Here is a 13,689-nt window from a genome sequence, read left to right as displayed (position 1 = left end):
GGGGGCCGTGGCCCCCGCGCCCCCTCCCTGCGCTTCTCTGCTTCTCGGCTACTTCGCGCGGTCGAAGTCGATGGCGCTGTAGGCGCGCAGCTTCGACAGCCTGTGGGTCGAGGAGATCGTCCGGATCGTGCCGGACTTGGAGCGCATCACGATCGACTCGGTGGTCGCCGTCTCCGCGCGGTACCGCACACCGCGCATCAGCTCGCCGTCGGTGATGCCCGTCGCCACGAAGAACACGTTGTCGCCCCTGACCAGGTCGTCGGTCGACAGCACCCGGTCCAGATCGTGGCCCGCGTCCAGCGCCTTCTGCCGCTCCGCCTCGTCCTTGGGCCAGAGCTTGCCCTGGATGACGCCGCCGAGGCACTTTATGGCGCACGCCGAGATGATGCCCTCGGGGGTGCCGCCGATGCCCATCAGCAGGTCGACGCCGGTGCCCTCGCGGGCGGCCATGATGGAGCCCGCCACGTCGCCGTCGGAGATGAACTTGATCCGGGCGCCGGTCTCCCGGATCTCCTTGACGATGCCCTCGTGGCGGGGGCGGTCCAGGATGACGACGGTGACGTCCTCGGGCGTGGAGTTCTTCGCCCGGGCGACGCGCCGGATGTTCACCGCCACCGGGGCGTCGATGTCGACGAAGTCCGCCGCCTCGGGCCCCGTCACCAGCTTGTCCATGTAGAAGACCGCGGACGGGTCGAACATCGCCCCGCGGTCGGCGGCCGCCAGCACGGCGATCGCGTTGGGCATGCCCTTGGCGTTGAGCGTGGTGCCGTCGATCGGGTCGACCGCGATGTCGACCTCGGCGCCGGTGCCGTCGCCGACCCGCTCGCCGTTGAACAGCATGGGGGCTTCGTCCTTCTCGCCCTCCCCGATGACGACGACGCCGTTCATCGAGACGGTCGAGACGAGGGTGCGCATGGCCTTCACGGCGGCGCCGTCGGCGCCGATCTTGTCGCCGCGGCCCACCCAGCGCCCGGCGGCCATCGCGGCGGCCTCGGTGACCCGGACCAACTCCAGGGCCAGGTTGCGGTCGGGGGCCTCCGGGGAGACCTCCAATTGGGACGGCAGATGATGCTCGGACATCGGAGCGCACCTTTCTGTACGGCGACGACCGGATATGAGGGTGCTGTGACTCTATCGGTAGGTCGATAAAATGAGCAGTGCGGGTCACGCATGAGCGCCCCGGTCCGTGTCCCCGTCGCCACCCACGGTCAGGGCCGCCGGTCGCCCCGACCCTGCGGCCGGGCGTGCCGGGTCGCGTGCCACCATGGATGCCGTGGCAGAGAGCAAGCGAGGCAAGCAGACGGCCAGGAACATGTTCCTGTCGACCGTGGTGACCGCCGCCTGTGCGGGCGTCATCTACATGTTCGTTCCGCACGACGAGAACCTCGACCCGGTCAAGGCCGTGGACTTCACCGTGGAACTGGCGACGGTGCGTATCGCCGCCCCCTATCCGGTCGCCGCGCCGGAGGGGCTGCCGGAGAAGTGGAAGCCGACCTCCGTCTCGTACGACGCCACCGCCGGCAAGGCCTGGCACATCGGCTTCCTCGACCCGGACGGCAAGTACGTCGCGGTCGAGCAGTCCACGGCCGCCGCGCGGACGTACGTCCCCCAGGTCAGCCAGAAGGCCAAGGACACCGGGACCACCGAGACGGTGGCGGGCCGTGAGTGGCAGGTCTGGGAGGGCGAGAAGTACGACGCCCTCGTCCTGCCCGAGAAGGGTCACACCACCGTGGTGACCGGCTCGGCTCCCAGGGGGCGGCTGGTGGAGATGGCCCAGGCACTGAGGACGGAGCCGGTCGGAGGGGCGGCGTCGTCCGCGTCGGCTTCGCCGTCTGCTTCCTGACGGCGGCCTTCCTGGCTGTACGTACGCGAAGGGGCCCTGGAACACCGAGTGGCACTTGGTGTTCCAGGGCCCCTTCGCCGCGTGGCCGCTCAGACGGTGGTGATGACCTCGTCGTAGGAAAGGCGCGGGCTGCGCGGGAACCAGGCGTCCTCGCCCGGCCTGCCGATGTTGACGACCATCAGCGGCGTGTGGTCGCCGTCCAGGAACTCCTTCTGGATGCCGGCGGCGTCGTAGCCGGTCATCGGTCCGGCGGCCAGGCCGGCGGCGCGGACGCCGATGATGAAGTAGGCGGCCTGCAGCGCGGCGTTGAGTCCGGCGGCCGACTCGCGGACCGGGCGCTCGGCGAAGAACATGTCCTTGGCCTGCGGGAAGTGCGGCAGCAGCGCCGGAAGCTCCTCGTGGAACTCGTTGTCGGCGGCCAGGATCGCGACCAGCGGGGCGGTGGCGGTCTTCGGGCGGTTGCCCTCGGCCATGTGCTGCACCAGGCGCTCGCGGCCCTCGGCGGAGCGGACCAGGACGATGCGCAGCGGCGACTGGTTGAAGGCGGTCGGGCCGAACTTGACCAGGTCGTAGATCGCCTGGACCTGCTCGTCGGTCACCGGCTCGTCGGTGAAGGTGTTGGCGGTGCGGGCCTCACGGAAGAGGAGGTCCTGGGCGGCGGGGTCAAGAACGAGGGACATCTGAGGCAGACCTTCCGAAAATGCGTGGGGGAAAGCGATGCATCGACCGTAACCGAGGAATAGGTTAACTTTCAACTAAAACGGAGCGGGGTGATCCACTCCACAGCTCCTCCGGTTCTCCGGGTGCTCAGCCGTCGGAGGCGGGGCCCCCGCCGGGCTCGCCCTCCGGACGGGCCAGCGCCGCGTCCAGCCGGGCCCGGGCGCCCTCCAGCCAGCGGCGGCAGATCTTCGCCAGCTCCTCGCCCCGCTCCCACAGGGCCAGCGACTCCTCCAGCGTCGTGCCGCCCGCCTCCAGCCGGCGTACGACCTCGATCAGCTCGTCCCGCGCCTGCTCGTACCCGAGCGTGCTCGTCGCGGCAGCCGCCGCCGTACCGTCGTCCGTCATGTGATCCACCCTTGCATGTGAGCTGCTACGTCATCGTGGGGCACGGCCCCCGGGCGGCCGGTCCGCCGGCTCACCCGCCCCCGTCCACCCGCACCGTGAACTCGCCCTCCGACACCCGCGCCCGCAGCGGCTCACCGGGAGCCCCGGCCTCGTCGGGGGAGCGCACCACATGGCCGTCGGGCCGCTGGAGCACCGCGTACCCCCGCTCCAGCGTGGCGGCGGGCGAGAGGGAGACGACCCGGGCCCGGGTGTGCGCGAGCTCCGAATCGGCCCGGTCCAGCAGATGGCCCAGCACCCGGCGGCTCCGCCCGAGCAGCGCGTCGATCTCCGCCGCCCGCTCGTCCACCAGACGCTGGGGCCGCTCCATCGCGGGCCGGCCCAGCGCGTGCGCGAGCCCCCGCTCCTCGCGGTCCAGGATCCCCCGCACGGTCCGCAGCGCCCGGTCCCGGAGCTGCTGCACCCGCTCCAACTCCTCGCCCACATCCGGCACGACCTTCTTGGCCGCGTCCGTGGGTGTGGAGGCGCGCAGGTCGGCCACGAGGTCCAGCAGCGGGGAGTCCGGCTCGTGGCCGATCGCGGAGACCACCGGCGTACGGCAGGCGGCCACGGCCCGGATCAGCTGCTCGTCGGAGAACGGCAGCAGGTCCTCCACGCTGCCGCCGCCCCGGGCCACGACGATCACGTCCACCTCGGGCAGCGCGTCCAGCTCCTCGACCGCCTGGACCACCTGACTGACCGCGTGCACCCCCTGCACGGCGGTGTTGCGGATCTCGAAGCGGACGGCGGGCCAGCGGCGGCGGGCGTTCTCCAGGACATCGCGCTCGGCGGCGGAGGCACGCCCGCTGACCAACCCGATGAGCTGCGGAAGGAAGGGGAGCGGCTTCTTCCGGTCCAGGGCGAAGAGCCCCTCGGCGGCCAGCGACTTCTTCAGCTGCTCCAGCCGCACGAGCAGCTCACCGATGCCGACCGGCCGTATGTCGGTGGCCCGCAGCGACAGCTGCCCCCGGGGCGCGTACCACTCGGGCTTGGCGAGGACGACGACGCGCGCGCCCTCGCTCACCACGTCCGCGATCCGGTCGAACACCTGCCGGAAGCAGGTCACGCTCACCGAGATGTCGTGGGACGGGTCGCGCAGGGTCAGGAAGACGACCCCGGCACCCGGCCGCCGCGACAGCTGGGTGATCTGCCCCTCCACCCAGATGGCGCCGAGCCGGTCGATCCACCCCCCGATGAGGCGCGACACCTCACCGACGGGCAGCGGCGCTTCCGCGGACGTGTTGAGAGCCATGCGCACGAGCGTATCGGGGCGCACCGACAACGAAGGCGGTCCACGGACGGAAGCTGTGCGGGCCACGGACGGAAGCTGTGCGGGCCGCGGACGGAAGCTGTGCGGGCCGCGGACGGAAGCTGTGCGGGCCACGGACGGAAGCTGTGCGGGCCACGGACGGAAGCTGTCCGGCGAAGGCTTGCTCAGCGCCCCGCCCCGCGCTCCGTCCCGCGCCCGCCCGCCCCCTGCACCGCGAGGACCACGAACCCCACCGCCAGCCAGCACAGCCCGACCACCTGGGCGCTCGTCGTCGCCTCCACGATCACGGCGACCAGCACCCCCGCACCGACCACCGGGAAGAGCACGTGCTTCCACCAGACGGGCGGCCCGGACATCCGGCGTACGACGAACCAGCCGACCACCGACGCGTGCAGCAGAACGAACGCGGTCAGCGCCCCGATGTCCACGACCGACACCAGATGGTCGAGGCCGTCGTCGCGCCGGGCGGCCCACACCGCAGCCACCAGCGTCACGATCGCCGCGCCCAGGATCGCCAGGCGCGGCACGCCCGACTCGGGGTCGACCTTGGCGAGGAAGGGCGGCAGCCGCCGCTCACGGGCCATCGCGAAGACGAGGCGCCCGGCAGCCGCCTGCCCCGCCAGCGCCGCGAACGCCGCCCCGATCGCCTTGCTGACCGCCACCAGGTCGTGCAACCAGGTCCCGACGGAGGCGTCGACCGTGTCGTAGAAGGCCGACCCCTGGGCCGCCGGATCCGCCGCCAGCTCGGCCGAGCTCATCGGCTCGAGCAGCGCCGCCAGATAGGTCTGGGCGATGAAGAGGACCCCCGCGAGCACCAGACAGAACAGCACCGCCCGCGCCACCTTCTGCGACCCTCCCGTCACCTCCTCCGCGAACGAGGCGATGGCGTCGAACCCCAGATACGACAGGACGGCCACCGACACCGCGCCGAGCACCGCCGCCATGGAGAACGCCGAGTCCCCGGTCAGCGGCGTCAGCCACCCGCGCTGCGCTCCGTCCCGTACGAGGACGACCACGGCCGACACCATGAAGACCAGCAGCACCACGATCTCCATGGCCAGCACGGCGAACCCGACCCGCGCGGCCGCCCGCACCCCCCACAGGTTGAGCAACGTGGTCACGAGCACGGCGATCGCGGTCCACACCCACCGCGACACCTCCGGGACCAGGGCGTTCATGGCGATCCCGGAGAAGAGGTAGGCGACGGCCGGGATCAGCAGATAGTCCAGCATCGCCATCCACCCCGCGATGAACCCGGGCCCTTCTCCGAGCCCCTTGCGGGCATACGTGAAGACGGAGCCGGCGAAGGGGGCCACGCGCACCATCTGGGCGTAACTGAAGGCGGTGAACCCCATGACGACGGTGGCCACGATGTAGACGAGGGCGACCGAACCGCCGGACTTGGCGTCCAGGGTGCCGAAGATGCCGACGGGGGCCATGGGTGCGATGAACAGCAGCCCGTAGACGACGAGGTCCCGGAAGCCGAGGGTCCGCCGCAGCTTGCCCTCCTCGACGCTGCTTCCCACCCCGCTGCCGCCTGCGGACCCCGTACCGCTCCCCGAGACAGACGTCATGAACCCTCCACAGTCACCGTCCGGCACCGACCGCTCCACACGTGCAGCCATCAGTCTCCCGACCCGGCCGTCATGGCGCCTGTTCGGTACGGCCTTACGATGGGACGCATGACTGCAACGCCTGCCCGCCGTGTCCTGCTCGCCGCACCCCGTGGCTACTGCGCGGGCGTGGACCGCGCCGTGATCGCCGTCGAGAAGGCCCTGGAGCAGTACGGGGCCCCGATCTACGTCCGCCACGAGATCGTGCACAACAAGTACGTCGTGCAGACCCTGGAGAAGAAGGGCGCGATCTTCGTGGACATCACCGCAGAGGTCCCCGAGGGCTCCATCGTGATGTTCTCCGCGCACGGAGTCGCGCCCACCGTCCACGCGGAGGCCGCCGAGCGCAAGCTCGCGACCATCGACGCGACCTGCCCGCTGGTCACCAAGGTCCACAAGGAAGCCGTCCGGTACGCCAAGGAGGACTACGACATCCTCCTGATCGGCCACGAGGGCCACGAAGAGGTCATCGGCACCTCCGGCGAGGCCCCCGACCACATCCAGCTGGTCGACGGCCCCGAGGACGTGGCGAACATCGAGGTCCGCGACGAGTCGAAGGTCGTCTGGCTCTCCCAGACCACTCTCTCCGTCGACGAGACGATGGAGACGGTGGGCGCGCTCAAGTCGAAGTTCCCCAACCTCCTCTCGCCGCCCAGCGACGACATCTGCTACGCCACGCAGAACCGCCAGATCGCGGTGAAGAAGCTGGCCGAGGACGCCGAGCTGGTCATCGTGGTCGGCTCCAAGAACTCCTCCAACTCCATCCGCATGGTCGAGGTCGCCCTCGACGCCGGAGCCGACGCCGCGTACCTGGTCGACTTCGCGAGCGAGATCGACGAGGCGTGGCTGGAGGGCGTGAGCACGGTCGGCCTGACCTCCGGGGCCTCTGTCCCCGACGTCCTGGTCGACGGGGTCATCGAGTGGCTCGCGGAGCGCGGTTACGAGGACGTGGAGACGGTCAGGACGGCCGACGAGTCGATCACCTTCTCCCTCCCGAAGGAGCTCCGCCGGGACCTGCGCGCCGAGGCAGCCGCCCTCTCCGCCGAGTAGGCGCGAGTAGGCCGAGTAGCGGGGCACAGGGCCCGGCCTGCCCGTACGGTGTTTCCATGGAGATCTTCGGCGTGGACATCGGCGGTTCAGGGATCAAGGGCGCCCCCGTGGACCTGGACCGGGGGGACCTGGCGCAGGAGCGCCACAAAGTGCTGACACCGCATCCGGCCACGCCCGACCGCGTGGCCGGATGCGTGGCCGAGGTCGTCGGCCACTTCGGCTGGCAGGGCCCCATCGGGATCACGTTCCCGGGTGTCGTCACGGACGGCGTGACGCGCACGGCGGCCAATGTCGACAAGGGCTGGATCGACAAGGACGCCGGCGCCCTGCTGGGCGAGCGGGTCGGCCAGCCGGTGACGATCCTGAACGACGCGGACGCGGCCGGGGTCGCGGAGATGACGTTCGGCGCGGGCCGGGGCCGTAAGGGCACGGTCATCATGCTGACCCTCGGTACGGGCATCGGCAGCGCGCTCTTCATCGACGGCCGCCTCGTCCCCAACACCGAGCTCGGCCACCTGGAGCTGCACGGCCACGACGCGGAGAAGCGCGCCTCCACGAAGGCCAAGGAGGACGAGGACCTCAGCTGGCCGCACTGGGCGCACCGGGTGCAGAAGTATCTGCTGCACGTGGAGATGCTGTTCTCGCCCGAGCTCTTCATCATCGGGGGAGGGGTGAGCCGCAAGGCGGAGAAGTTCCTGCCGCTGATCGAGAAGGTGCGCGCGGAGATGGTCCCGGCACAGTTGCAGAACAACGCGGGGATCGTCGGCGCGGCGATGGCGGCGGCGGAGAAGTAGGGGCGGCGCTACCTGCTGGCGCGGGGGCGCTCGGCACGCCCGGCCGGCGCGCCCGCCCCGGAGACCTTCTTGGGCACTCGGCCCGCGGACCGCCCCTCCGGCTCCTCCCTCTCCGCCCCCGTACGCCCCTCAGCCAGCGGATACCGCCGCCGGGCCCGCAGACACCGGACCTTGCGTACGGTGGCGATGAGACCGGCGATCAGCGTCCCGCCGTACAGCCAGCCGGCGTGCACGGCGAGGGCGGTGACCAGGGCCATGGTCCGCCCGCCGAAGCCCCCGGCTCCGCCGGAGATCGGGAAGATCCCGAGGGCGAAGGCGATGGGCACACTGATCGGCGCGGTGACGAGGTCGGCGGGCCGGACCCAGAGCGCGGTGAGCGCGCTGACCAGCAGGAACAGCAGCCCGTAGACGATCTCGGAGCTGTCGAACAGCAGCCGGTCCAGACAGGCGAGCACGAACATGCTCAGCGAGGCGAACAGCCCGGCCCCGATCGCGGTGAGCCGGGGATCGGGGAACCGCCGCAGGGCGAGCAGCACGGGCGGCACGGCACGCACCCGGCCGCCGGCCGGCCCCACGGCCCGGTAGACGGTGGAACTCTCCCCGAAGGCACCCTGCACGGGCGCGACGGGAGGGACGGGCGCGGCGGTGGCCTGCGGGGCCGGCCCGCGCTGCGGGGGACGTGTCCTGTGCTGCTCCACGGGGACAACGTAGGTCGCGGGGCGGGAGGAATCAGGCGTTGGACACGCGCTTTGGCCGACCTTGGCGTTGCGTTCGATGCCACACGGCCGAAACGGATCTGTTCGGCGGTGTGCATACGGCCTTCGGCGGACCCGTGCGGGGCCGCGCGTCCCCGCCCGTAAACTGGAGAATCGGTCCACTCCGTGACCCGGCCCGAACAGCTGAGCCGGCCCCGGACGCCCCTGACCCCCTCCTCACTCCAGGAAGTCGCCAAAGTGTCGCTCACGATCGGAATCGTCGGTCTGCCGAATGTCGGCAAGTCGACCCTGTTCAACGCCCTGACCAAGAACGACGTGCTGGCGGCCAACTACCCGTTCGCCACGATCGAGCCGAACGTCGGTGTGGTCGGCGTCCCGGACCCGCGCCTGAACAAGCTCGCGGAGATCTTCAACTCCCAGAAGCTCCTGCCGGCCACCGTGGACTTCGTCGACATCGCCGGCATCGTCCGGGGCGCGTCGGAGGGTGAGGGCCTGGGCAACAAGTTCCTCGCGAACATCCGGGAGTCCGACGCGATCTGCCAGGTCATCCGCGCCTTCAAGGACGAGAACGTCGTCCACGTCGACGGCAAGGTCTCGCCCAAGGACGACATCGAGACGATCAACACCGAACTGATCCTCGCCGACCTCCAGTCCGTCGAGAAGGCCGTCCCGCGCCTGACGAAGGAGTCCCGCCTCCAGAAGGACAAGGTCGCGGTGCTCGCCGCGGTCGAGGACGCGCAGAGGATCCTGGAGTCCGGCCAGACCCTCTTCTCGGCGGGCATCACGGCCGCGACCGAGAAGGGCAAGCTCCTCCACGAGCTGCACCTGCTCACCGTCAAGCCCTTCCTCTACGTCTTCAACGTCGACGAGGACGAGCTGGTCGACGAGGACTTCAAGAACGAGCAGCGCGCCCTGGTCGCCCCCGCCGAGGCGATCTTCCTGAACGCCAAGATCGAGTCCGAGCTCATCGAGCTCGACGACGACGAGGCCCTGGAGCTCCTCCAGTCCATGGGCCAGGAGGAGCCCGGCCTCGCCACCCTCGGCCGCGTCGGCTTCGACACCCTGGGCCTCCAGACCTACCTCACGGCAGGCCCGAAGGAAGCCCGCGCCTGGACCATCAAGAAGGGCGCCACGGCCCCGGAGGCGGCCGGTGTGATCCACACCGACTTCCAGAAGGGCTTCATCAAGGCGGAGATCATCTCCTTCGACGACCTGGTCGAAACGGGCTCGGTCGCCGAGGCCCGCGCGAAGGGCAAGGCGCGCATGGAGGGCAAGGAGTACGTGATGCAGGACGGGGACGTCGTGGAGTTCCGCTTCAATGTGTAGCGGCTGACATATCACCACGTCGCTGATCTGGCAAACATGCAGGTCAGAAGGGGCCCGGATCTTCGGAGTCGGGCCCTTAGTTCTTTCCCCTGCCGGGATGGTGCTGGTATAGCTGACCCCTCGTCATCTGTCATCACCCCTGCTCATCCCTACCGTGCTGGGATGGTGCTGGGATGGGATGGGGAAGCCGTGCTGGGTTTCGGGTAGTCCGCTGCCCTGTTCTGCATGACGAATGGCACCGTGACTGAGGTCATGCCGGGTCTTGCTGCTGCGTCGGCCGGTTCATTGGTCAGGTCATGTGTCGGGCCTTCACCGCCGCTGGGCGGTGTGCAGCTCGTCGGTGAACCTGGCGATGGCCTCCTCGGCGGTGGGAGCAGGGCCGAACAGCTGTCCCTGGCGGGTGGGGTCGGCGACGTAGCGGCCGGTGTCGAACCAACGGAACATCGCGGCCATATCCTTGAGCAGGGGCATGAAGCGGCCGGCGACGGCGGCTGCGGCGCGGGTGACGGGGGACGGGACGGCCCACACCTTGATCTTCTTTCCGGCGCGGCGGCCCATCAGGTCGGCCACCTCGCGCATGCTGACCGGGCGGTCCCAGCCGATGTCGATGCGCTCACCGTCCTGGGTGTCGGCGTCAACCGCGGCGGCCAGGTAGGCGGCGAGGTCGGACATACGGACGAAGGTCAGCGGGACGCTGGTCTTGCCGATCCAGATCATGCGGCCCTTGTCGATCGGGTCGCCTGCCGAGGTAGCGATCTGATCGAGGAAAGCCCCTGGGCGCAGCGCGACGAAGGGGACGCCGAGTTGTTCGAGCTTGTCCTCGGCCAGCTTCTTGTGCCAGAAGTGCGGGACGTCGGGCGTCTTGTCGCTTTCGAGGATGCTGGTGAGAACGAATCGGCGGATGCCAGAGCGGTGGGCGGCCTCGGCGAGGTTGGCGTTGCCGATGGTGTCGATGTCGTACGCGTTCTTGCCGCCGCGGGTGTAGCCGGCGGCAGTGGTGATGACGGCGTCGGTGCCGTTCATGGCGGCGACGAGCGAGTCGACGTCGAGCATGTCGCCGCGGGCGATCTGCACCCCCCGGCTTTCGAGCCGGCTCGCGTCGCTGGTGGGCCGCACCAGGGCGCGGACCTTCTTCCCGCGAGCCAGGAGTTCGTCGACGACCTTGCTCCCCAGGGAGCCGGTTGCTCCGACGACGAGGACGGGCAGGGTGGTGGAGTCGGTGGCAGGCATGGGGTTTCTCATTCCCTCGGGTCAAGGTGGGGCTTGCGAGTGGACAGGGGCCACGGAGCGGTTCGGCTGTGGTCGATACGTGGACGGTCGGCGGTGCGGCGGCAGTTCGCCGTCCCTTGCGGGGCGCTGCCACGCCGCCTCCGTCCACGGTCCGCCGGTTGTACCGGCGCGTCAGCCGGACTCTTCTTGCGGCAGCGGGCGGCTGTTGATCGCCGCGGTGATTGCGTAGGCGGTCTCGACGAAGGCAGCCGCCTGCGGATCCGTCAGATTGCCCGCGGAGGTCTCCTCCAGGCTCCGCCACAGGGCTGCGATGGGTTCGCGCATGGCGCGGCCCTTGTCGGTGAGGTGGACCACCATCACGCGCCGGTCGTGCTGGGCTGGCTCGCGCACCAGCAGGCCCGCATCCTGCATACGGCGTAGGGACTTGGAAACGGTGGAGTGGTCCAGGCCGACGGCTTCGAGAAGTTCGGACTGGGTCTGGCCCTCGCGGTCAAGGAGCTGCATCAGCAGCAGTTCCTGGCCGGGGTGCAGGTCCATCGCGCGCAGCAGGACGCCGGCGTAGGCGCGGTGGGCGCGAGCGAGCTGGAAGATCGCGTAGCCCATCGGCCCTCCTGCGGCAGTCGTGGGGATGTCAGGCATGGTCTCCGCTGTTCAGCCGGTGTGGGTGGGGTAGTCGGTGTAGCCGACCGCCCCGCCACCGTAGAAGGTCGCCGGGTCCGGGGTGTTCAACTCCGCACCGACGCGCAGCCGCTCGACCAGGTCCGGGTTGGCCAGCGCGAGGGCGCCGACGGAGACCAGGTCGGCCGTGCCGTTCTCGACGTCCTTGGCCCGGGTGGGGATGTCGGCGCCGGCCCGATTCAGGATCAGCGTGCCCGCCCACTGCGCGCGCAGCGTGTCCAGGAGCGCCTCGTCGCCGGCGTGCATCAGGTGCAGGTAGGCCAGGCCCAGAGGGCGCAGCGCCTCGACGAGCGCCGGGTACAGCTCGTGGGTGTCGGACTCGGCGATGTCGTTGTAGGGGTTGCCGGGGGAGATGCGGATGCCGGTGCGGTCGGCGCCGATCTCGCCGGCCACCGCGGCGGCGACTTCGACGGCGAAACGGATGCGGCCCGCGATCGAGCCGCCGTAGCCGTCGGTGCGCTGATTGGTGTTGTCGGACAGGAACTGGTGCACCAGGTAGCCGTTGGCGCCGTGGATCTCCACGCCGTCGGCGCCGGCCGCGACGGCGGCCGCAGCAGCCCGGCGGAAGTCCTCGATCGTTGCCGTGACTTCCTGCGTGGACAGGGCGCGCGGCTCGGGCATTTCCTGCGGGCCGGACGCGGTGAACATCACACCCGCCGGGCGGATCGCGGAGGGGGCGACCGGCTGACGGTGGTGCGGGGTGTTGTCGGGGTGGGAGATCCGGCCGGTGTGCATCAGCTGGATGAAGAGGCGGCCGCCGGCAGAGTGCACGGCGTCGGTGACCGTGCGCCATCCCGCGATCTGCGCCTCGTCGTAGATGCCGGGGGTGAGCAGGTAGCCCTGACCGTCCGCGGACGGCTGGGTGCCCTCGGTGATGATCAGCGCGTTGGAGGCGCGCTGGGCGTAATACTCGGCGTTCAGCTCCGTCGGTACGCCCTCCGGCGTGGAGCGGTCGCGAGTCATGGGGGCCATGACCAGACGGTGCGGCAGGGAAACCCCGCCGAGGGTGGTCGGGGTCCACAGGGATTCCAGCATGAAAAATCCTTCGGTAATGCGGTGACCGTTCGGCCACCGCCCATGGGGTGGGGGTAAACGGGAGTGGGTGGGCCTGCTCAGTCGACGGTGAGGACGAGCTTGCCGCGCACGTGTCCGGCGTCGCTGGCCCGCTGGGCCTCGGCGGCCTTCGCGAGCGGGTAGGCGGTGACGGTGGTGGTGAGCTTGCCGGCTGCGGCGTCCTGGGCCTCGGCGGCCAGGCGCTCGGCGGAGTGTTCCCGGGAACCCTGGGAGAAGGTGACGCCCAGCTGGCGGGCACTGAAGTCGGCGATGGTGACGATGCGGTCGGTGCCGCCGCGCAGAGTGATGGAGTCGGGCAGTGCGCCCTTGCCGGCCAGGTCGAACACCGCGTCGATGCCGTTGGGGGCCAGTGCGCGCACCCGCTCGACCAGGCTTTCGCCGTAGGTGGTGGCGGTCGCGCCGAGCGAGGTGAGGTAGTCCTGGTTGCCGGGTCCCGCGGTGGCGATCACGCGTGCCCCGCGGGCGGTGGCGAGCTGAACCGCCACGGTACCGACCGCTCCGGACGCGCCGTGCATCAGCACCGTCTCCCCGGCGGCCACCTCCAGCTGGCCGAGGACCCGCTCGGCGGTCTCACTGGCCACCGGCAGCGCGGCCGCGTCCTCCCAGGCCAGGTCGGCGGGCTTGGGGGCCAAGGCGGTGGCCAGCGCGTACTCGGCGTAGGAGCCGGTGTCCGACCAGCCGAGCACCTCGTCGCCGACCTGCACATCGGTCACGCCCTCACCGAGCGCGTCGACCACGCCGGCCAGCTCGCCGCCGGGGGTGGCGGGGAAGGTTGTGGGGTAGACGGCCTCGAGCATCCCGGCGCGGGTCTTGCCGTCCAGGGCGTTCAGCCCGGCGGCCTTCACCCGGACCCGGACCTGGCCGGGGCCGGGCTGCGGGACCTCGACGTCCGCCTCGTGCAGTACGTCCGGACCGCCGAACTCGTCGAAAACGATCGCTTTCATGATGACTCCGTTCATTCCGCTCGATGTGCCACGAAAAATGTGGCTGGGCA

At 70.5% G+C, this 13,689-nt stretch carries 14 protein-coding genes; 4 read left to right on the top strand and 10 right to left on the bottom strand.

What is annotated here, in order from left to right:
• Nucleotides 1-48: 48 nt before the first annotated feature.
• Nucleotides 49-1,080, bottom strand: a complete 1,032-nt coding sequence (glpX, locus tag ABZ154_RS30510; RefSeq protein ID WP_356837608.1) for a class II fructose-bisphosphatase — start codon at nucleotides 1,078-1,080, stop codon at nucleotides 49-51.
• Nucleotides 1,081-1,264: 184 nt separating this feature from the next.
• On the opposite strand from glpX, the gene ABZ154_RS30505 reads away from it, so the two are divergent.
• Nucleotides 1,265-1,843 carry a DUF4245 domain-containing protein gene (locus ABZ154_RS30505; RefSeq protein WP_356837607.1) on the top strand — a complete coding sequence of 193 codons (579 nt, stop codon included), beginning with the start codon at nucleotides 1,265-1,267 and terminating at the stop codon, nucleotides 1,841-1,843.
• A gap of 89 nt (nucleotides 1,844-1,932) precedes the next feature.
• Here ABZ154_RS30505 and ABZ154_RS30500 read toward each other — a convergent pair whose 3' ends face one another.
• The 4 genes from ABZ154_RS30500 to ABZ154_RS30485 form a co-directional block, all read right to left on the bottom strand.
• Nucleotides 1,933-2,523: a malonic semialdehyde reductase gene (locus tag ABZ154_RS30500; RefSeq protein ID WP_356837606.1), complete on the bottom strand. Its 591-nt coding sequence runs from the start codon at nucleotides 2,521-2,523 to the stop codon at nucleotides 1,933-1,935.
• A 127-nt stretch (nucleotides 2,524-2,650) separates the two neighbouring features.
• Complete coding sequence (locus ABZ154_RS30495; RefSeq protein ID WP_356837605.1) at nucleotides 2,651-2,908, bottom strand: exodeoxyribonuclease VII small subunit; 258 nt, start codon at nucleotides 2,906-2,908, stop codon at nucleotides 2,651-2,653.
• Between the two features lie 70 nt (nucleotides 2,909-2,978).
• Nucleotides 2,979-4,196, bottom strand: coding sequence for an exodeoxyribonuclease VII large subunit (xseA, locus tag ABZ154_RS30490; protein ID WP_356837604.1), 1,218 nt, complete (start codon nucleotides 4,194-4,196; stop codon nucleotides 2,979-2,981).
• Between the two features lie 182 nt (nucleotides 4,197-4,378).
• A complete protein-coding gene (locus tag ABZ154_RS30485; RefSeq protein WP_356837603.1) occupies nucleotides 4,379-5,788 on the bottom strand; it encodes an APC family permease in 1,410 nt (469 codons plus the stop codon).
• Between the two features lie 99 nt (nucleotides 5,789-5,887).
• Here ABZ154_RS30485 and ABZ154_RS30480 point away from each other — a divergent pair, with 99 nt between their 5' ends.
• Nucleotides 5,888-6,877, top strand: coding sequence for a 4-hydroxy-3-methylbut-2-enyl diphosphate reductase (locus tag ABZ154_RS30480; protein ID WP_356837602.1), 990 nt, complete (start codon nucleotides 5,888-5,890; stop codon nucleotides 6,875-6,877).
• Between the two features lie 56 nt (nucleotides 6,878-6,933).
• Nucleotides 6,934-7,671 (top strand): polyphosphate--glucose phosphotransferase, encoded by a 738-nt coding sequence (gene ppgK, locus ABZ154_RS30475; protein ID WP_356837601.1) that lies wholly within the window; start codon nucleotides 6,934-6,936, stop codon nucleotides 7,669-7,671.
• Between the two features lie 8 nt (nucleotides 7,672-7,679).
• Here ppgK and ABZ154_RS30470 read toward each other — a convergent pair whose 3' ends face one another.
• Entirely contained in the window at nucleotides 7,680-8,246 is a 567-nt protein-coding gene (locus ABZ154_RS30470) for a DUF6542 domain-containing protein (protein ID WP_356837609.1), read from the bottom strand.
• Between the two features lie 378 nt (nucleotides 8,247-8,624).
• On the opposite strand from ABZ154_RS30470, the gene ychF reads away from it, so the two are divergent.
• Nucleotides 8,625-9,713: a redox-regulated ATPase YchF gene (gene ychF / locus ABZ154_RS30465; protein ID WP_356837600.1), complete on the top strand. Its 1,089-nt coding sequence runs from the start codon at nucleotides 8,625-8,627 to the stop codon at nucleotides 9,711-9,713.
• A gap of 309 nt (nucleotides 9,714-10,022) precedes the next feature.
• Here the strand turns inward: ychF and ABZ154_RS30460 are convergent, their stop codons facing one another.
• The 4 genes from ABZ154_RS30460 to ABZ154_RS30445 all read right to left on the bottom strand — a co-directional run bounded on the left by ABZ154_RS30460 (nucleotide 10,023) and on the right by ABZ154_RS30445 (nucleotide 13,639).
• Nucleotides 10,023-10,943: an SDR family oxidoreductase gene (locus ABZ154_RS30460; RefSeq protein ID WP_356837599.1), complete on the bottom strand. Its 921-nt coding sequence runs from the start codon at nucleotides 10,941-10,943 to the stop codon at nucleotides 10,023-10,025.
• Between the two features lie 171 nt (nucleotides 10,944-11,114).
• Nucleotides 11,115-11,546 carry a MarR family winged helix-turn-helix transcriptional regulator gene (locus ABZ154_RS30455; protein WP_356837598.1) on the bottom strand — a complete coding sequence of 144 codons (432 nt, stop codon included), beginning with the start codon at nucleotides 11,544-11,546 and terminating at the stop codon, nucleotides 11,115-11,117.
• 48 nt (nucleotides 11,547-11,594) lie between these two features.
• Nucleotides 11,595-12,656, bottom strand: coding sequence for an alkene reductase (locus ABZ154_RS30450; protein ID WP_356837597.1), 1,062 nt, complete (start codon nucleotides 12,654-12,656; stop codon nucleotides 11,595-11,597).
• 77 nt (nucleotides 12,657-12,733) lie between these two features.
• Nucleotides 12,734-13,639 (bottom strand): NADP-dependent oxidoreductase, encoded by a 906-nt coding sequence (locus tag ABZ154_RS30445; protein ID WP_356837596.1) that lies wholly within the window; start codon nucleotides 13,637-13,639, stop codon nucleotides 12,734-12,736.
• Nucleotides 13,640-13,689 lie beyond the last annotated feature (50 nt).

The sequence above is a fragment of the Streptomyces sp. NPDC006261 genome (genome assembly GCF_040613515.1).
GTDB lineage: Bacteria > Actinomycetota > Actinomycetes > Streptomycetales > Streptomycetaceae > Streptomyces.
This window is presented reverse-complemented; position numbering and strand designations above follow the sequence as displayed.

Excerpts from the sequence above, each read along its gene's own strand:
- glpX (WP_356837608.1), bottom strand. The coding sequence starts at position 1,080 with ATGTCCGAGCATCATCTGCCGTCCCAATTGGAGGTCTCCCCGGAGGCC.
- ABZ154_RS30505 (WP_356837607.1), top strand. The coding sequence starts at position 1,265 with ATGGATGCCGTGGCAGAGAGCAAGCGAGGCAAGCAGACGGCCAGGAAC.
- ABZ154_RS30500 (WP_356837606.1), bottom strand. The coding sequence starts at position 2,523 with ATGTCCCTCGTTCTTGACCCCGCCGCCCAGGACCTCCTCTTCCGTGAG.
- ABZ154_RS30495 (WP_356837605.1), bottom strand. The coding sequence starts at position 2,908 with ATGACGGACGACGGTACGGCGGCGGCTGCCGCGACGAGCACGCTCGGG.
- xseA (WP_356837604.1), bottom strand. The coding sequence starts at position 4,196 with ATGGCTCTCAACACGTCCGCGGAAGCGCCGCTGCCCGTCGGTGAGGTG.
- ABZ154_RS30485 (WP_356837603.1), bottom strand. The coding sequence starts at position 5,788 with ATGACGTCTGTCTCGGGGAGCGGTACGGGGTCCGCAGGCGGCAGCGGG.
- ABZ154_RS30480 (WP_356837602.1), top strand. The coding sequence starts at position 5,888 with ATGGGACGCATGACTGCAACGCCTGCCCGCCGTGTCCTGCTCGCCGCA.
- ppgK (WP_356837601.1), top strand. The coding sequence starts at position 6,934 with ATGGAGATCTTCGGCGTGGACATCGGCGGTTCAGGGATCAAGGGCGCC.
- ABZ154_RS30460 (WP_356837599.1), bottom strand. The coding sequence starts at position 10,943 with ATGCCTGCCACCGACTCCACCACCCTGCCCGTCCTCGTCGTCGGAGCA.
- ABZ154_RS30455 (WP_356837598.1), bottom strand. The coding sequence starts at position 11,546 with ATGGGCTACGCGATCTTCCAGCTCGCTCGCGCCCACCGCGCCTACGCC.
- ABZ154_RS30450 (WP_356837597.1), bottom strand. The coding sequence starts at position 12,656 with ATGCTGGAATCCCTGTGGACCCCGACCACCCTCGGCGGGGTTTCCCTG.
- ABZ154_RS30445 (WP_356837596.1), bottom strand. The coding sequence starts at position 13,639 with ATGAAAGCGATCGTTTTCGACGAGTTCGGCGGTCCGGACGTACTGCAC.